18 protein-coding genes and 1 pseudogene are annotated in these 15,818 nt (G+C 70.8%); 14 read left to right on the top strand and 5 right to left on the bottom strand.

Translation table 11 applies throughout. The features are described 5' to 3' along the window. Window positions 1-29 precede the first annotated feature (29 nt). Complete coding sequence (locus tag AB0C26_RS30440; RefSeq protein ID WP_360254463.1) at window positions 30-2,552, top strand: ATP-dependent Clp protease ATP-binding subunit; 2,523 nt, start codon at window positions 30-32, stop codon at window positions 2,550-2,552. 29 nt (window positions 2,553-2,581) lie between these two features. Here AB0C26_RS30440 and AB0C26_RS30445 read toward each other — a convergent pair whose 3' ends face one another. Further along, complete coding sequence (locus AB0C26_RS30445) at window positions 2,582-3,577, bottom strand: LysR family transcriptional regulator (RefSeq protein WP_360254465.1); 996 nt, start codon at window positions 3,575-3,577, stop codon at window positions 2,582-2,584. A 100-nt stretch (window positions 3,578-3,677) separates the two neighbouring features. Next, on the bottom strand, window positions 3,678-4,259 hold the full coding sequence (locus AB0C26_RS30450) for a hemerythrin domain-containing protein (protein ID WP_360254467.1): 582 nt from the start codon (window positions 4,257-4,259) through the stop codon (window positions 3,678-3,680). Window positions 4,260-4,371: 112 nt separating this feature from the next. Here AB0C26_RS30450 and AB0C26_RS30455 point away from each other — a divergent pair, with 112 nt between their 5' ends. Further along, complete coding sequence (locus AB0C26_RS30455) at window positions 4,372-5,679, top strand: M20/M25/M40 family metallo-hydrolase (RefSeq protein WP_360254469.1); 1,308 nt, start codon at window positions 4,372-4,374, stop codon at window positions 5,677-5,679. A gap of 24 nt (window positions 5,680-5,703) precedes the next feature. Next, the gene (locus AB0C26_RS30460; protein ID WP_360254471.1) at window positions 5,704-6,375 is read left to right on the top strand and encodes a hypothetical protein; all 672 of its coding nucleotides are present in this window, start codon (window positions 5,704-5,706) and stop codon (window positions 6,373-6,375) included. A 52-nt stretch (window positions 6,376-6,427) separates the two neighbouring features. Here AB0C26_RS30460 and AB0C26_RS30465 read toward each other — a convergent pair whose 3' ends face one another. Further along, window positions 6,428-6,619, bottom strand: a complete 192-nt coding sequence (locus AB0C26_RS30465; RefSeq protein ID WP_360254473.1) for a DUF5703 family protein — start codon at window positions 6,617-6,619, stop codon at window positions 6,428-6,430. A 150-nt stretch (window positions 6,620-6,769) separates the two neighbouring features. Beyond that, on the bottom strand, window positions 6,770-7,747 hold the full coding sequence (locus AB0C26_RS30470; RefSeq protein ID WP_360254475.1) for an aldo/keto reductase: 978 nt from the start codon (window positions 7,745-7,747) through the stop codon (window positions 6,770-6,772). A 129-nt stretch (window positions 7,748-7,876) separates the two neighbouring features. Here AB0C26_RS30470 and AB0C26_RS30475 point away from each other — a divergent pair, with 129 nt between their 5' ends. The 11 genes and pseudogenes from AB0C26_RS30475 to AB0C26_RS30525 all read left to right on the top strand — a co-directional run bounded on the left by AB0C26_RS30475 (window position 7,877) and on the right by AB0C26_RS30525 (window position 14,866). Continuing rightward, window positions 7,877-8,929, top strand: a complete 1,053-nt coding sequence (locus AB0C26_RS30475) for an LLM class F420-dependent oxidoreductase (RefSeq protein ID WP_360254477.1) — start codon at window positions 7,877-7,879, stop codon at window positions 8,927-8,929. Next, a complete protein-coding gene (locus AB0C26_RS30480; protein WP_360254479.1) occupies window positions 8,929-9,603 on the top strand; it encodes a histidine phosphatase family protein in 675 nt (224 codons plus the stop codon). Before AB0C26_RS30475 ends, AB0C26_RS30480 begins: the two co-directional genes overlap by 1 nt. A gap of 112 nt (window positions 9,604-9,715) precedes the next feature. Further along, the gene (locus tag AB0C26_RS30485; RefSeq protein WP_360254481.1) at window positions 9,716-10,327 is read left to right on the top strand and encodes a DUF3090 domain-containing protein; all 612 of its coding nucleotides are present in this window, start codon (window positions 9,716-9,718) and stop codon (window positions 10,325-10,327) included. Then, window positions 10,324-11,139 (top strand): SCO1664 family protein, encoded by an 816-nt coding sequence (locus tag AB0C26_RS30490; RefSeq protein ID WP_360254483.1) that lies wholly within the window; start codon window positions 10,324-10,326, stop codon window positions 11,137-11,139. Before AB0C26_RS30485 ends, AB0C26_RS30490 begins: the two co-directional genes overlap by 4 nt. 51 nt (window positions 11,140-11,190) lie before the next feature. After that, window positions 11,191-12,432: a cysteine--1-D-myo-inosityl 2-amino-2-deoxy-alpha-D-glucopyranoside ligase gene (gene mshC, locus AB0C26_RS30495; RefSeq protein ID WP_360254485.1), complete on the top strand. Its 1,242-nt coding sequence runs from the start codon at window positions 11,191-11,193 to the stop codon at window positions 12,430-12,432. A 58-nt stretch (window positions 12,433-12,490) separates the two neighbouring features. Further along, window positions 12,491-12,850, top strand: a complete 360-nt coding sequence (locus AB0C26_RS30500; RefSeq protein WP_360254487.1) for a VOC family protein — start codon at window positions 12,491-12,493, stop codon at window positions 12,848-12,850. A 240-nt stretch (window positions 12,851-13,090) separates the two neighbouring features. Continuing rightward, complete coding sequence (locus AB0C26_RS30505) at window positions 13,091-13,408, top strand: hypothetical protein (protein ID WP_360254489.1); 318 nt, start codon at window positions 13,091-13,093, stop codon at window positions 13,406-13,408. A 566-nt stretch (window positions 13,409-13,974) separates the two neighbouring features. Continuing rightward, window positions 13,975-14,058, top strand: a pseudogene (locus AB0C26_RS30510) (transposase); the annotation flags it as partial. Continuing rightward, a complete protein-coding gene (locus AB0C26_RS30515) occupies window positions 14,035-14,256 on the top strand; it encodes a hypothetical protein (protein WP_360254491.1) in 222 nt (73 codons plus the stop codon). The pseudogene AB0C26_RS30510 and the gene AB0C26_RS30515, both read left to right, overlap by 24 nt. After that, entirely contained in the window at window positions 14,232-14,633 is a 402-nt protein-coding gene (locus AB0C26_RS30520) for a hypothetical protein (protein ID WP_360254493.1), read from the top strand. The genes AB0C26_RS30515 and AB0C26_RS30520 overlap by 25 nt, the downstream gene beginning before the upstream one ends. Beyond that, entirely contained in the window at window positions 14,633-14,866 is a 234-nt protein-coding gene (locus AB0C26_RS30525; RefSeq protein WP_360254495.1) for a helix-turn-helix transcriptional regulator, read from the top strand. The genes AB0C26_RS30520 and AB0C26_RS30525 overlap by 1 nt, the downstream gene beginning before the upstream one ends. Here AB0C26_RS30525 and AB0C26_RS30530 read toward each other — a convergent pair. Continuing rightward, window positions 14,863-15,654 carry a GntR family transcriptional regulator gene (locus tag AB0C26_RS30530; RefSeq protein WP_360254497.1) on the bottom strand — a complete coding sequence of 264 codons (792 nt, stop codon included), beginning with the start codon at window positions 15,652-15,654 and terminating at the stop codon, window positions 14,863-14,865. The genes AB0C26_RS30525 and AB0C26_RS30530 overlap by 4 nt on opposite strands. Between the last annotated feature and the right edge of the window lie 164 nt (window positions 15,655-15,818).

Consider the following 15,818-nt stretch of genomic DNA (forward strand, 5'->3'; position numbering starts at 1 on the left):
ACAACGGCTACGGAGAAGAGAGAAGACGTATGAGCATCGGACCGATCGGACCGGGTGGGCCCGGCCAGTGGGACGACTTCTTCGCGCGCTTCTTCGGCGCGGCGGACCCGCGCCGTTCGCAGCGCATCGACATCACCAAGTACATGAGCGGCGACGCCCGTGAGGTTCTTTCCGCGGCGGCGCGCCGGGCAGCCGAGCTGGCCGACCCCGACCGCACCATCGCCGACCTGGACACCGACCACCTGCTCTGGGCGACCCTGCAGCTCGAGCCGATGAAGCAGACCGTGCGCCGCGCCGGGGCCGACCCCGAGCAGCTGCTGTCCGCTCTCGGCCGCCCGGCGGGCGTCAGCGAGGAACTGCCCACGCAGGTCCAGCTCACCCCCGCCGCGAAGCGGGCGCTGCTCGACAGCCTCCAGATCTCGCGCGCGGTCGGCGCGTCCTACGTCGGTCCCGAGCACATCCTGATGGCCCTGGGCCTCAACCCCGACTCGGCGGCCGGCCGGCTGCTGGGCGGCAAGCTCGACCCGCAGGCGCTCCAGCAGTCCGCCGAGCCGCAGCCGGGCGCCCCGCGCGCCGCGGCGCAGCGCGGCGGTGGCGGCGGCAACGCCAACACCCCCACCCTCGAGCAGTTCGGCGTCGACCTGACCGAGCTCGCCCGCCGCGGCGAGATCGACCCGGTCATCGGGCGCGCCGGCGAGATCGAGCAGGCCGTGGAGATCCTGTCCCGGCGTACCAAGAACAACCCCGTCCTCATCGGTGAGGCCGGCGTCGGCAAGACCGCGATCGTGGAGGGCCTGGCCCAGCGCATCGTGGACGGCGACGTGCCGCTGACCCTGGAGAACAAGCGGGTCATCCAGCTCGACCTGGCCGGCCTGGTCGCGGGCACCCGCTACCGCGGCGACTTCGAGGAGCGCCTGCGCAAGGTCATCGACGAGATCCAGGACTCGGGCGACAGCATGATCGTCTTCCTGGACGAGATCCACACGCTGGTCGGCGCCGGTGGCGGCGGCGAGGGCGGCGGCATGGACGCCTCCAACATGCTCAAGCCGGCCCTGGCCCGCGGCAAGCTGCGCGTCGTCGGCGCGACCACGCTCGACGAGTACCGCAAGCACATCGAGAAGGACGCGGCCCTGGCCCGTCGCTTCCAGCCCGTGCTGGTCGGCGAGCCCAGCGTCGAGGACACCGTCGCGATCCTGCGCGGCCTGCGCGACAACTACGAAGCGCACCACCAGGTGCGGATCACCGACGAGGCCCTGCAGGCCGCGGCGGAGCTGTCCGACCGCTACATCACCGACCGGTTCCTGCCGGACAAGGCGATCGACCTGATCGACCAGGCCGGCGCCCGGGTGCGGCTGAGGGTCAAGACCCCCGACGCCGACGTCCGGGAGAAGGAGCGCCGCCTCGAGCAGCTCTCCCGCGACCGTGACCAGGCCGTGGCGGCCGAGAACTACGAGAAGGCGGTGGCCCTCCGCGACGAGATCAACTCCCTGAAGGAGCAGATCGCGTCGGCCGGCGTCTCCGCCGACGGCGTGCCCCAGGTGACCGACGCCGACATCGCCGACGTCGTGTCGCGGGCCACCGGCATCCCGGTCGCCCAGCTCACCGAGGAGGAGAAGGAGCGCCTGCTGCGCCTCGAGGGCTACCTGCACGAGCGGGTCGTCGGACAGGACAACGCGGTCGAGGCGGTCGCGGAGGCGGTCCGCCGCTCGCGGGCGGGGCTCGGCGACCCGGACCGGCCGGTGGGCAGCTTCCTGTTCCTCGGGCCGACCGGTGTCGGCAAGACCGAGCTGGCCCGTTCGCTGGCCGAGGCGCTGTTCGGCGACTCGGACCGGATGATCCGGCTCGACATGAGCGAGTTCCAGGAGCGGCACACCGTGTCGCGTCTGGTCGGTGCCCCTCCCGGCTACGTCGGCTACGACGAGGCCGGCCAGCTGACCGAGGCGGTGCGCCGCCGCCCGTACAGCGTCGTGCTGCTGGACGAGATCGAGAAGGCCCACCCGGACGTCTTCAACATCCTGCTCCAGGTGCTCGACGACGGCCGGCTGACCGACAGCCAGGGCCGCACGGTGAGCTTCAAGAACACCGTGCTGATCATGACGAGCAACCTCGGCTCGGACATCATCAGCGGCACCCGGCGCAGCGTCGGCTTCGGCACGGGCGCCGACGGCGCGGCCGAGGAGGAGCTGCGCGACCGGCTCGACCGCCGCCTCAAGGAGCAGCTGCGGCCCGAGTTCATCAACCGGATCGACGAGATCATCGTCTTCCGGCAGCTCGAGCAGGAGCAGGTCCGGCAGATCACCGAGCTCATGCTCGACGAGACGCGGCGGCGCCTGCACGCGCAGGACATCACCCTGGAGATCACCACCGAGGCGATCGACTGGCTGGCCGAGAAGGGCTTCCAGCCCGAGTTCGGCGCCCGCCCGCTGCGCCGGGTCATCCAGCGGGAGCTGGACAACCGGCTGTCGAAGATGCTGCTCGGCGCCGACCTGGCGCAGGGGCAGAAGGTAAAGGTCGGCGCGGCCGACGGCAAGCTGACCTTCGACGCCTCCTGAGGTACCAGTTAGCGACGAAGGGGCTCGGCTTACGCCGGGCCCCTTCCGCTGTGTATCAGGCCGTCGTAGACGCCCAGGTGGGGATAGTCGACGCGCCAATCGAGGTACGCGGGATTGCGCGCGGCCACTTCGACGTACGCGTCCTGGGCCATCTCGATCAGCTTGTGCGCGCTGAGCGCGGCCGGCGAGTCGGGATGCCACCCGATCACGTACCGCCAGCGCAGGGGCGCCCCGCGCAGCGGGCGGTGGGCCAGACCGGCCGGAGCCCGGAACGTGGGCTGGCACAACCCCAGCGCCGACCCGGCCTCGACCATGTCGACGCAGCCGCGGATGTCGCTCTCGAGCACCCGCCGCGGGGTGAAGCCGGCCCGCGCGCAGGCCGCCGCGAAGCAGTCGCCGAAGCAGCCGTCGCCGGTGCCGGCCACCCACTGCTCGTTGGCCAGCTCGGCCAGGTCGACGTCGGTGCCCTTGGCGTTCGGGTGGTCCTCGGGCATCAGCACGCACACCGCGTCCACCGCGACCGTCTGCCACACCAGGCCGTAGTCGGCCGACGGGATCGCGTCGCCGCAGACACCGACCTGGCAGTAGTCGAGCTTGCCGGCGATCACCATGTTGGCCAGCTCGTCGACGTAGTACGAGGCGTACGTGGTGATCTGGGCCTCCGGCTCGGCCATGGACAGCCGGTGGACCATGCCGCCGAGGATGGGACCGCCGATCGCCCCGAACCGATAGCGGCTCATCCGGCCCTCGCCGGTCGCGCCGGCCAGCCGGGCCGCCTCGTCCTGCAGGCCCTTCATGGCCGGCAGGAGCACCCGGGCCCGGGCCAGGACGAGCTCGCCGAGCGCGGTCGGCCGCGCGCCCCGGCGGTCCCGCTCGAACAACGGGCCGCCGAGGGTGCGCTCGATGCGCTGCAGCTGCGCGGTCAGCGCCGGCTGTGCGAGCCCCAGCTGCGATGCCGCCTTGGTGACACTGCCGGTCTCCGCGATGGCGCAGACCACCTTGAGGTGCCGCAGCTCCAGGTTCATAGCGTGACGTTAGGACCACATATACATAGATGGCTAGCCCTACGCGCCTTCGAAACATCCCCCACTTGTGACAAATGGGTTAACGAATCCGGTGTTTTCCCTACAAATCCTTGGCGTACGTCGTACGACGGGTGACGGCATCGCGCAATTTGTCCACCACGGCCACGGCCGGATCGACGACCTTGTTCCACGGGGGAACCGACGGCGTCGCCGGGTGCGGACGGGTCGGCGCCGCCTCCTCGGCCGTCTCGAACCGGTTACCGACCCGGATCAGATCCTCGATCGGCACCATCTGCACGAGAACCGGCAGAAGCTCCTCGGCGTCCGCGTCGACGTGCCGGCGCACGGCCGCGGCCACGTCGTCCCGGGCCGCGGGGTCCCGTTGCAGCCGTTGCAGGGTGACCAGCAGCGCCTGGTCCTCGGCCAGTTCCCGGTCGGTCAGCTCCTCGCCACCGGGCACGGCCTTGCGGATCGCCGGGTAGAGATACTGCTCCTCGCAGCTCAGATGCCGCGACAGCGTGGCGATCACGACGTCGGTGACCCGCTTGTCGTCCGGGTCGGCGAGCATGCGGTCGCACAGCTTGAGCAGGTCGCGGTGTTGCTGGGTGATGACGTCGACGACATTGCGCCCGGTGGTCTCGCCACCCAGCGGCGGAAGCGGGGGAAGATTCAGCGAAGTCACGGCCGTCACGTTTCCCGCAGTGGTGGCCGCCACAAACCTCCCAGTCCAACCACCCCACCGCCGCCCTTGATCTGACTGAAGGCCCGTAATCATCTGCTGGTAGGAATAGGCGATGAAGACCACCGCCGTCGAGGAGGTCACCGGCCTCTGCCGCGACCTGCTGCGCATCGACACCACGAACACCGGCGACCCGCGCACCACGGTCGGCGAGCGCGTCGCCGCCGAGTACGTCGCCGAGAAGCTCGGCGAGGTGGGCATCGAGTCCGAGATCCACGAGTCGGCGCCGACGAGGGCCAACCTGCTCGCGCGCATTCCCGGCGCCGACCGCAGCCGTGGCGCCCTGCTCCTGCACGGGCACCTCGACGTGGTCCCGGCCGACGCCAGCGAGTGGTCGGTCGACCCGTTCTCCGGCGAGGAGAAGGACGGCTACCTCTGGGGCCGCGGCGCCATCGACATGAAGGACTTCGACGCGATGATCCTCGCGGTGGTCCGCGAGTGGAAGCGCACCGGCTACGTGCCGCCCCGCGACATCGTGCTGGCCTACACGGCCGACGAGGAAGCCGGCATGGAGTACGGCTCGCAGTGGCTCGTGCGCAACCACCGCGACGCGTTCGACGGCGTCACCGAGGCGATCGGCGAGGTCGGCGGCTACTCCTTCACCGTCAACGACGACCTGCGCCTCTACCTGGTGCAGACCGCCGAGAAGGGCCTCGACTGGCTGCGCCTGCACGCCACCGGCCGCCCCGGGCACGGCTCGTTCGTGCACGACGACAACGCGATCACCACCCTGGCCGAGGCGGTGTCCCGGGTCGGCCGGCACCGCTTCCCGACCGTGCTCACCCCGACCGTGCGCACGTTCCTCGAGCAGATCAGCGAGGCGCTGCAGGTCGAGCTCGACCCGGAGAAGCCGGAAGAGGTCATCGCCAGGCTCGGCCCGATCGCCAACCTGATCGGCGCCACCGTCCGCAACACGGCCAACCCGACCCGGCTCGAGGCCGGATACAAGGACAACGTGATCCCCGGCCGGGCCAGCGCCACCATCGACTGCCGCACCCTGCCCGGGCACGCCGACACCTTCCTGGCCGAACTGCGCGAGCTGATCGGCCCCGGCATCGACATCGAGCACGTCTCCCAGCAGACCGCCGTCGAGACCGGCTTCGACGGCGCGCTGGTCGAGGCCATGGCCGACGCCCTGCGGGCCGAGGACCCGGCCGCGCGCACCATCCCGTACATGATGTCCGGCGGCACCGACGCCAAGGCCTTCGCCACCCTCGGCATCCGGTGCTTCGGGTTCGCCCCGCTGAAACTCCCGGCCGACCTGGCGTTCTCCTCGTTGTTCCACGGCATTGACGAGCGCGTTCCGGTCGAGGGACTAGAGTTCGGCGTGCGTGTGCTCGACCGTCTGCTCCGAAACAGCTGATTTTGTGTGGAAGGACCCACTTCGATGACCGACCAGAACGCGGAGCTCGACGCCGCCCTCGAGCGGGTCGTTGAGGCCGCCCGGGCGCATCTGACCGCCGTCAAGGCCGCCGAGGGCCGCATGGATGACGACGATGTCTGGCAGGCGTACGTCAACCTCAACAACGCCTCTTTCGCGTACGACGAGAAGATGCTCGACGCGTACGGCGAGGTGACGCCCTGGGACGTCGAGTCGATCGACCCCGACGAGGCCGACCAGCGCTTCGGCCTCGGCGTCGACGGCTTCGACCCGGCCGAGTCGACGGACCCGTACCCGCAGGTGCTCTCGGTGCGCCAGCGCCGCGACTACCGCGTGCCCAGCATCTCGGCGCTGCTGCGGCGGGCCGAGACGGCCCGGCGCGGCGCCGTCCCCGAGGACGAGGACCCGGGTCCGGTCGAGACGGTCGGCGAGGCCGTGCTCGAGCTGCTGCAGGCCGGCGACGGCTCGCTGAGCTCCCTGGACGTGCCCGAGCTGGAGCCGCTCGACGGGTTGCTCACGGTCAGCGAGATCTCCGAGCCGCTCGACCTGGAGGCCTTCGAGGACTCCGACGGCGACGGCCCGTTCGCCCCGAAGCAGGGCGACCTGCTGGTCGGGCGCCTCGACGAGCACCCGTACCTGCCCGACGAGGAAGAGGACCACGCCGGTCACCACCACTGAGGCTCTTCGGTTGTCGACGAGAAAGGCCCGTCCGCGTTCGGACGGGCCTTTCTCAGTAGCTCAACCCCGGTTGCGGGGTGGGCTGCACACGACGGCGGAGCATCACCTTGCGGGTGCCGTCCCGGTAGAGCTGCACCCGGGCCAGCTCCCATCCCGAGAACTCCGCCTGAATGGCGAGCTGCGCCGCCGCGGTCAACCGATCGACATTCGAGGGCAACCTCAGCGGCGCGTATTCGTAGTCCATGGCACCTAGAGTGCACCCGCTCACGGGGCTCCGACAAGCACTGACCAGCGGTTATCCACCCCGGCGTCAGATCTACGCTGGTCAACGCCGGTGCCCGCCCGGACGCTGCGGCGGTGGTCACAATCGGCGATCTTCGCCGTCCGTGAGGGGTCAGGGCTCGCCGTCGCGTTCGGGGTAGCCGACGTCGATGGCGGAGACGTCGTCGAGGGCGTTGGCGATCTCGGCCGGCAGGGTCAGGTCCTCGCTGAGCAGGGCGCCCTGGAGCTGGGCGGCCGTGCGGGCGCCCAGGATCGGGGCGGCCACGCCGGGGCGGTCGCGCAGCCAGGCGAGGGCGACCTCGACGGGGGAGACGCCCAGGCCGGCGGCCGCCGTGACGACCGCCTGGACGATGCTCGAACTGCGGGGTTCCAGGTACGTCTGCACGAACGCGGCCAGGTGTTCGGTGGCGGCCCGGGAGTCGAGCGGGCGGCCGTTGCGGTATTTGCCGGTGAGCACGCCCCGGCCCAGCGGCGACCAGGCCAGCACGCCGAAACCGAGCGCGGCCGCCGCCGGCAGGAGTTCGCGTTCGATGCCGCGTTCCAGCAGCGAGTACTCCATCTGGGAGGCCACGATCGGCGCCCGGCCCGGGTAGGCCGCCTGCCACGTCGCCGCCCGGGTGGTCTGCCAGGCCGCGAAGTTGGAGACGCCCACGTAGCGGACGCGGCCGCTGTTGACCGCGTGGTCCAGGGCGCCCAGCGTCTCCTCCAGGGGCGTCATCGGGTCGTACCCGTGCACCTGCCAGAGGTCGACGTAGTCGGTGCCGAGCCGGCGCAGCGAGGCGTCGAGCGAGCGCAGCAGGTTGCCGCGGGAGCCGTCGCGGGTGCGGAAGCCGTGCGGGGTGAGGCCGGCCTTGGTGGCGATGACCACCTCGTCGCGGGGGACCAGGTGGTCGAGCAGGGAGCCGATCACGGCCTCGGCGTCGCCGTCGCCGTAGACGTCGGCCGTGTCGAGCAGGGTGCCGCCGGCCTCGAGGAAGAGTTTCAGTTGCGCGGCCGCGTCGTCCGGGTCGGTGTCCCGGCCCCAGGTCATGGTGCCGAGAGCGAGCCGCGAGACCGCCAGCCCGCTTCGGCCGAGCGGTCGCTGTTGCATGAGTGAACCTTATTCAGACAGTCTCCTTAGGGAAATGCTGACGCCCTGCTAGAACCGGTCGGTTACCTGACCGAGATCACTCAGGGTGGGCCATTAGGCTGCGATCAGCTGAAACGAAGGGGAGCGCACGTGCGTCTGGGACTGAGCCTCGGCTATCAATCGGCGTGGAGCACACCGCAGGACCATCTGGCGATGGCGCAGGAGGCGGACCGGCTGGGCTACGCCGTCGCCTGGTCGGCCGAGGCGTACGGCTCGGACACGGTCAGCATGCTCTCCTGGATCGCCGGGCAGACCCAGCAGATCGACCTCGGCGCGGCCGTCATGCAGATCCCGGCCCGCACCCCGGCCATGACCGCGATGACGGCCGCGACCATCGACACGCTCTCCGGCGGCCGGTTCCGGCTCGGCCTGGGCGTCTCGGGCCCGCAGGTGTCCGAGGGGTGGCACGGCGTGCGTTTCGGCAAGCCCCTCGCCCGTACCCGGGAATATGTCGAGATCGTGAAAATGGCGATCGCCCGGCAGCCGGTGTCGTATCAGGGCGAGCACTACACGCTGCCGTTGCCGGACGGGCCGGGCAAGGCGCTGCGGCTGGGCTTCCACCCGCCGCGCGAGGCGATCCCGATCTACCTGGCCGCCGTCGGGCCGAAGAACCTGGAGCTGGCCGGCGAGATCGCCGACGGCTGGCTGGCCATCTTCTTCGCGCCGGACGCGGCGGGGGAGTACCTGCAGCACATCGAGCGGGGCCGGGCCAAGAAGGGCCTGGGCCTGACCGGTTTCGACGTGGCGCCGACGGTGCCGGTGGTGCTCGGCGACAACGTGGCCTGGTGTGCCGACGTCGTGCGGCCCTACGCCTCGCTCTACGTGGGCGGCATGGGCAGCCGGGAGCAGAACTTCTACAACCAGCTTGCCGTACGCATGGGGTACGCCGACGAGGCGGCCAAGGTGCAAGATCTGTACCTCAGCGGCAAGAAGGCCGAGGCGGCCGAGGCCGTCCCGCAGGAGTTCATCGAGCGCACCTCGATCCTGGGCAACAAGATCCAGGTCAAGGAGCGGATCCGGCAGTACGCCGCGGCCGGCGTGGGCACGCTCTCGATCAGCCCGTACGTGGGCGACCTCAAGAGCGGCATCGACACCCTCCGGATCGTCGCCGAGGCGTACGAAGAGTCCGGCGTGGCCGAGTAGTGGCCACCGTTCTGCTGCTCCGGCACGGGCGTACGACCGCCAACGCCACCGGTGAACTGGCCGGGCGGCTGCCGGTGGAGCTCGACGACACCGGCCGCCGCCAGGCCGAGCGGGCCGGTGAGCGGCTGCGGGCGCTGCCGCTCGCGGCGGTGGTCACCAGCCCGCTCATCCGCTGCCGGACCACCGTCGAGCTGGCCCTGCCCGGGGCCACGCCGGTGGTGGACGAGGCCTTCACCGAGTGCGGCTACGGCGACTGGGAGGGGCGGCCGCTGAAGGAGCTGGCCAAACAGGAGCTGTGGCCGGTGGTGCAGCAGCATCCCAGCGCCGCGGTCTTCCCGAACGGGGAGGCGATGGCCGCCATGTCGGCGCGCGCGGTCGCGGGCGTCCGCAAGTGGGACGCCCGGGTGACGGCCGAGCACGGGCCCGAGGCGCTGTGGGTGGTGTGCAGTCACGGTGATGTGATCAAGGCCATCGTGGCGGACGCGCTCGGCCTGCACCTCGACCAGTTCCAGCGCATCGTGGCCGACCCGGCCTCGGTGAGCGTGATCAGGTACACCCCGACACGGCCCTTCGTCGTGCGCGTCAACGACACGTCGGATCTGTCGTCGCTCGTGCCGCAAGCGGCTGTCGCCTCGGACGCCGCCGTCGGCGGCGGGGCCGGAGCAGGGGTCTAGGAGAGCACAGTGTGACCGGCGGGTTACCGCTGGCTGGTGTGCGTTGCGCCGTGGGCGAACCCGGCCCCGTGGGGATGCGCGAGGGCCGCCGACGGTGGATAGGGTTGTCGTCATGACCCACCAGGTGCACTCCTTCGAGCCGCCGGAGCGGTTCGTGGCCGGGACGGTGGGCGAGCCGGGTGACCGGACGTTCTTCCTCCAGGCCCGCGGTGGCGGCCGGGTGATCAGCGTTGCGCTGGAGAAGGTCCAGGTGTCGTTGCTCGCCGAGAAGCTCGAGGAACTGCTCGTCGAGGCGAACAAACGCTTCGGTGTCTCGCTGCCCGAGACGGCCATGCTGGCCGGGCACGACAACGAACCCCTCGACACCCCGGTCGACGAGGAGTTCCGCGTCGGCACGCTCGGGCTCGCCTTCGACGTCGACACGAGCACTGTGGTGATCGAGGCCATCGAGGCGGGTGAGTCCGAGGTCGAGATCGAGCTCGGCGGCGACCCCGACGACGACGACCCCGACGAGGACGACGCCGATGTCGAGGACGACGAGGACGACGAGCCCGACGACGACCTCGACCGGCTCCGGGTCCGGCTGACCCCCGAGGCGACCCGCGCGTTCATCGACCGGGCCCGCCGCGTGGTGAACGCCGGCCGCCCGCCGTGCCCGCTCTGCGGCCAGCCGCTCGACCCGGCCGGCCACCTCTGCCCCCGGCACAACGGCTACCACCGGTGACGGCTGAGCCCGCGGCGGCGCTTGCCGAGAGTGACGCCCTCGAACTGCTCGCCCGCGGCGAGATGGAGATCGAGGGACGGCTCGTCGACGCGTCGAACACGACGCTGCGGGCCGAGATCACGCTGTCCGGGCTGACCCGCCGCTGTGTGTACAAGCCGGTGCGCGGCGAGAAACCGCTGTGGGACTTCCCGGACGGCACGCTGGCCGGGCGCGAGGTGTCGGCGTACCTGGTGTCCCAGGCCACCGGCTGGGACGTGGTGCCGCCGACGATCCTGCGTGACGGCCCGCTCGGGCCGGGCGCCCTCCAGCTGTGGATCGACGAGCCCGAGACGGCGGAATCGCTGATCGGCTTCGTGCCGGCGTACGACGTTCCCGAGGGCTGGCTGGCGGTGGCCAACGCCCGCGACGAGGACGGCGACGCGTACGCGCTGGCCCACGCCGACGACCCGCGGCTGGCCCGGCTGGCCGTGTTCGACGCGGTGATCAACAACGCCGACCGCAAGGGCGGCCACGTGCTCTACCCGGCCACCGGCTCGGTGCACGGCGTCGACCACGGCGTCTCGTTCCACGTGGAGAACAAGCTGCGGACGGTCCTGTGGGGCTGGACCGGCAAGCCGCTGATCGACGAGGCCGCCACGGTGTTGCCCGAGCTGATCGCCAAGCTCGACGGCGAACTGGGCGCGAGCCTGGAGGAACACCTCACGATCTCCGAGGTGCAGCACGTACGCCTGCGCGCCAAGCGCCTGCTGCGCGCCGGCCGGTTCCCGCAGCCGCCGCAGGACTGGCCGGCGATCCCCTGGCCGCCCGTGTAGTAAGTCACGGTCGCCGCCTTTGTTCCTACCAGCTGGATAGGCTTCAGAACCATGGACGCTTGGACCGGGCACGATGTGCCGACCCTGCCCGGATCGGGGCAGCCGCCTCGCCTGTACGACTCGGCCCGCCGCTCGGTGGAGCCGTCGCTGCCCACCGGCGACGCGGCGACGATGTACGTCTGCGGCATCACCCCGTACGACGCCACCCACCTGGGCCACGCCGCCACGATGATCACGTTCGACCTGGTCAACCGCCTGTGGCGCGACAACGGCCACGACGTGACGTACGTGCAGAACGTGACTGACATCGACGACCCGCTGCTCGAGCGGGCCGCGCGTGACGGCGAGGACTGGGTCGTCCTCGGCATGCGCGAGACGGCCCTGTTCCGCGAGGACATGGAGGCGCTGCGGATCATCCCGCCGGCGCACTACGTGGGCGCCGTCGAGTCCATCCCGTCGATCGTCGAGCACGTCAACTCGCTGATCACCGCGGGCGCGGCCTACACGCTCGACGACGGCACCGGCGACGTCTACTTCTCGGTGGCCGCGGCCCCGCGTTTCGGCTACGAGTCGTCGCTGAGCCGCGACGAGATGACCGTGCTGTCGGCCGAGCGCGGCGGCGACCCCGACCGGGCCGGCAAGCGCGACCCGCTCGACCCGCTGCTGTGGCGCGGCGCCCGCGACGGCGAGCCCGCCTGGGACGGCGGCGACCTCGGCCCCGGCCGCCCCGGCTGGCACATCGAGTGCGCCACCATCGCCCTCAACCTGCTCGGCGACACCATCGACGTGCAGGGCGGCGGCAACGACCTGATCTACCCCCACCACGAGTGCTCGGCCGCCCACGCCGAGACCCTGACCGGCGCCGAGCCGTTCGCCGCCCACTACGTGCACGCCGGCATGATCGGCCTCGCGGGCGAGAAGATGTCGAAGTCCAAGGGCAACCTGGTCTTCGTCTCCCGCCTGCGCGGCGACGGCGTCGACCCGATGGCCGTACGCCTGGGCCTGCTCTCGGGTCATTACCGCACCGACCGCGAGTGGACCGACGAGGTGCTGAAGACCGCCGAGGAACGCCTGGCCCGCTGGCGCGCGGCGGCGGCCGCGCCGTCCGGCCCGTCGGGGGAGGGCCTGCTGGCGGCCGTCCGCGAGAGCCTGTCCAACGACTTGGACGCCCCGGCCGCGCTGGCGCTGGTCGACGCGTGGGCCGAGGCCGCCCTGTCCTCGGCCGGTGACGACGAGCAGGCGCCCGCCCTGATGTCCCGCACCGTCGACGCTCTGCTCGGCGTCAAACTCTGAGGCGGTTCCCGGCCCCGGCCCTCCGATGAGTTTCGGCGGGCCGGGCGGTCTACCGGGCATGACCTCGATCCAGCCCATCGCCAGCACGCCCGATCTGCCCCGGCTGCGCGCCTTCTACGAGAAGGTGCTCGGCGCGACGGAGACCCTTCGCTTCCCCGACGAGGGCCCCGAGTTCTACGTCGAGTTGCGGATCGGCGAGACCACACTCGGCCTCGCCCAACGCGACAGCACCGAAACCGGGGCGCCGGTGCGGATCATCCTGAGCGCCGAGGTGGCCGACGTCGACGCGCTGCTCCCGGCGGTCGAGCTGGCCGGCGGCTCCGCTCCGTCCGATGCCAACGACATGCCGTGGGGTCAGCGGGTGGCCCACGTCCTCGACCCCGACGGCAACATGCTCAACCTGACCAAGCGGCTCTGAGATTTTTCTCGGCGTGTCGCGGTCTCCGGCCCGGCCCGTACCACGGGGAGCGCTCAGCACACCGTTCGCCCGCGCTCGAATGTGGAGCGCCCCCGCGAGGACCTTAGACCGTGATCTTGGGTTACTGGGCGGTTCAGCGATTTTGTACGCGGTCGGTCGGACCTATCCGAAATCAGCCACATTTTGGTCACAAAAGGGCCAGAATTTCGGTGGTCAAACAATCGTCCGAAAGGAAATACCATGCGTCGTCCGGTCATGTACGTTGGTGGTCTTCTGCTGGCCGCCGGTGCGAGCCTCGCCTTCGCGGGTCCCGCCTCCGCCGCTGCCTCCCACGACAGCCACGCTGCCGTTGTCGCCCACAACCCGTACGGCGACGACAACGACGTCGACTTCGACTACGACTACCGTTCGCTGAACTACGACCTCGACTACCGCCTGAACAACGAGGACAACGACGAGTACACCCAGGTCAGCCTCGTGAACCTGCTCAGCCCGAACGGCGAGAAGAACCAGGGCCTGGGCCTCGGCGTCCTCGGCAACGGCGGCATCTTCGGCTGACCAGCCACAACCTCACCGGCGCCAGCCGCCGCTGACTAGAACCCGAGGTGTCCACACCGGACACCTCGGGTTTCTCGTTTCCCACCCGCCTCTTCCGGCGGCGTCGCCCAGCTGCCGAACTATGTGGACTCCGCCGCCTCCCGCGTTGCCGCGTGGTGCTCCAGCTTTCGGCCCCAGCCGCCCTCCGCTTTCAGGGCGCGCGCCGGCCCCGCGTTTGGACGCCCAGGCCGAAGCGTTCCGCAACCGGTCCCTCGACACCGGGCCCTATGTGTTCGTCTGCGAACCAACATTCCTGGCCTGGTCGCGGTCGGGGTCAAGTTCCCACGTCCGCGCAGCCATGGGTCCAACCCGGTCCGCACGGTCTTCGACCAACCCGGCACCGAAGCGGTCGAAGCCCGATACGCCCGGGTCCCCGAGATGATCGGCGAGGTGTTCAGCGACGCCGTCGAACCCCTCGACGACGCCCGCGCCGGCCCGCTCGCCTTTACCGCCTTCCCGCGTGAACTCTGCCGTCCGAATCTGGTCGAACGACCGACAGGAACGCCTGCACACAGAGTTCCGCCGCCCGCGCCGACGTCATCGGCATCTTCCCGAACCGGACCGCGATCATCCGCATCGTCGGCGCCGTGCTCGCCGAACAGGCCGACGAAGGGGTCGAAGTATGCCGCTACATAGGCCTCGACCTGATCCCGGCCAGCCCCTGCACCGGCGCGGACCGGGACGCTCGCCTCCACATCGACCGCGCCTGTGGCGATGTCAAGAACGCCCGACGAAAAGACAAGGACGCTCGACATCATGACAAGGAAGCGCGACAGTCGGAGGCATGGCTGATCGAAGGTCGGAACTGACGCGGACAGAAGCCGTCGCCGTCTGGGCGGGCAGCGCCACCTGGGTGGCCGGCATCGCCGGCGCTGTAGCGCGCACGCTGATCGCCGAGGAAGCCGAGGGCTGGGTTGCGGCGGCTGTCGCCGGGGTGGCGGCCGTTGGGCTTTTGGTGGTTGCGCTTGTCGTGGGGCGGGCGGCTCTGCGGCGGGAGGGCGTCGAGCGTACCGTCGCTGTTGAATCGTCCGCTCTGGCCTTCTGGGCTACCGTGGGCGCGGCTCTGACCTACAGCATTGTGGACTCGTTCGCCGACGTGCCCGCGCTCAAAGGTCCCTGGGTGCTGCTCTTCGGGCTGCTCGCCTGGACCGTGGCGCAGGCTACCCGCCAGGAGCGGTACCGCTGATGCGCAACCGCCTTCGGGTGCTGCGGGCCGAGCGGCGGTGGACGCAGGAAGCCCTGGCCGAGAAGCTTGGCGTGTCCCGCCAAACTGTCAACTCGATCGAGACCGGCAAGTACGATCCGAGCCTGTCCGTCGCCTTCGGACTGGCCCAGGTCTTCGGCTGCCGCATCGAGGACATCTTCACCCCGGCGCCGTCCGAAGTCCTGACCCCCGGCCACGGTGGCGGCGACGCCTAAGTCAGGGCCAGGCCCGGCCCGGGCTCCGGCTCCGGCATCGGGGCGGGAATCTTGTACTCCTCGGTGAGCGTGGTCATCGGGCCCGGCCATGTCGCCTGCGCCACCTCGATCGGCTTGCGCGATTCGTCGAAGGCGACATGCAGCAGGTGCAGCACTGGCGTGTCGGGGCGGATCTGCAGGATCTCGGCCTCGTCGCGGCTCGGCTGGCGGGCGCTGATCGTGTCGGTCGCCGAGGCGTACCGCTTGCTCAGAACGTCCTCGGCCTCCTGGTAGAGGGGCCGGCCGAACGCCTCCGCGCGCTCCAGCGACGTGCCGCTCGCGTCGGTCACGCGGAACCACGAGGCGCCCAGCTCCACTGTGGCGTCGTCCGTCTTGACGATGTGGCGGCGGACCAGCATCTCCGTCCCGTCCCGGACCCCGAACGCGTCGGCCACCTCGGGCGGGGCCGGTTCGCGGCCGACGCTGACGAGCTGCTGGCGGTACCGGGCGGCCAGGTCGGCGTGGTAGCCGCGGTGGGCGCCGTAGCGGCCGCGGGACAGGCGGTTGAGGCGGCGGCGGGTGCCGCGCACGTACGTACCGGAACCCGGTTTTGTGATCAGAATGCCTTCGACCCGCAGCTGGTCGACGGTCCGCTGCACGGTCTGCTTGGCCACGCCGAACATCTCCGCCATGGCCGGGATGGAGGGCAGCCGCTCGCCGGGTTGCCAGTCGCCGCGCCGAATGCGTTCCCGCAGCTGGGCGGCGATCTGCCGGTGAGGGAACTCCGCGGCGCCGGGATTGATCGTCATGCCGACCTCCTAACCCTAGGTTCCTAGGATGCACAAGAGGGTGCGACATGCCCGGAGCGACACGCCGGGAAGCATAAGAATGTCGTAGCGGGGTGGGGCGTACGGACCGTAACTCCCGTCGAGGGCCGCGGCGGGCCGAGCTGGGCGCTGGCGCGCCCAGGACG

Source organism: Actinoplanes sp. NPDC048796 (genome assembly GCF_040650035.1).
Classification (GTDB): Bacteria; Actinomycetota; Actinomycetes; order Mycobacteriales; family Micromonosporaceae; genus Actinoplanes.

Bases quoted from the DNA above. Each gene is read 5' to 3' on its own strand.
- AB0C26_RS30520 (WP_360254493.1), top strand. From the start codon at position 14,232: ATGGCTGATCGAAGGTCGGAACTGACGCGGACAGAAGCCGTCGCCGTC.
- AB0C26_RS30455 (WP_360254469.1), top strand. From the start codon at position 4,372: ATGAAGACCACCGCCGTCGAGGAGGTCACCGGCCTCTGCCGCGACCTG.
- AB0C26_RS30525 (WP_360254495.1), top strand. From the start codon at position 14,633: ATGCGCAACCGCCTTCGGGTGCTGCGGGCCGAGCGGCGGTGGACGCAG.
- AB0C26_RS30460 (WP_360254471.1), top strand. From the start codon at position 5,704: ATGACCGACCAGAACGCGGAGCTCGACGCCGCCCTCGAGCGGGTCGTT.
- AB0C26_RS30530 (WP_360254497.1), bottom strand. From the start codon at position 15,654: ATGACGATCAATCCCGGCGCCGCGGAGTTCCCTCACCGGCAGATCGCC.
- AB0C26_RS30465 (WP_360254473.1), bottom strand. From the start codon at position 6,619: ATGGACTACGAATACGCGCCGCTGAGGTTGCCCTCGAATGTCGATCGG.
- AB0C26_RS30470 (WP_360254475.1), bottom strand. From the start codon at position 7,747: ATGCAACAGCGACCGCTCGGCCGAAGCGGGCTGGCGGTCTCGCGGCTC.
- AB0C26_RS30500 (WP_360254487.1), top strand. From the start codon at position 12,491: ATGACCTCGATCCAGCCCATCGCCAGCACGCCCGATCTGCCCCGGCTG.
- mshC (WP_360254485.1), top strand. From the start codon at position 11,191: ATGGACGCTTGGACCGGGCACGATGTGCCGACCCTGCCCGGATCGGGG.
- AB0C26_RS30440 (WP_360254463.1), top strand. From the start codon at position 30: ATGAGCATCGGACCGATCGGACCGGGTGGGCCCGGCCAGTGGGACGAC.
- AB0C26_RS30505 (WP_360254489.1), top strand. From the start codon at position 13,091: ATGCGTCGTCCGGTCATGTACGTTGGTGGTCTTCTGCTGGCCGCCGGT.
- AB0C26_RS30445 (WP_360254465.1), bottom strand. From the start codon at position 3,577: ATGAACCTGGAGCTGCGGCACCTCAAGGTGGTCTGCGCCATCGCGGAG.
- AB0C26_RS30485 (WP_360254481.1), top strand. From the start codon at position 9,716: ATGACCCACCAGGTGCACTCCTTCGAGCCGCCGGAGCGGTTCGTGGCC.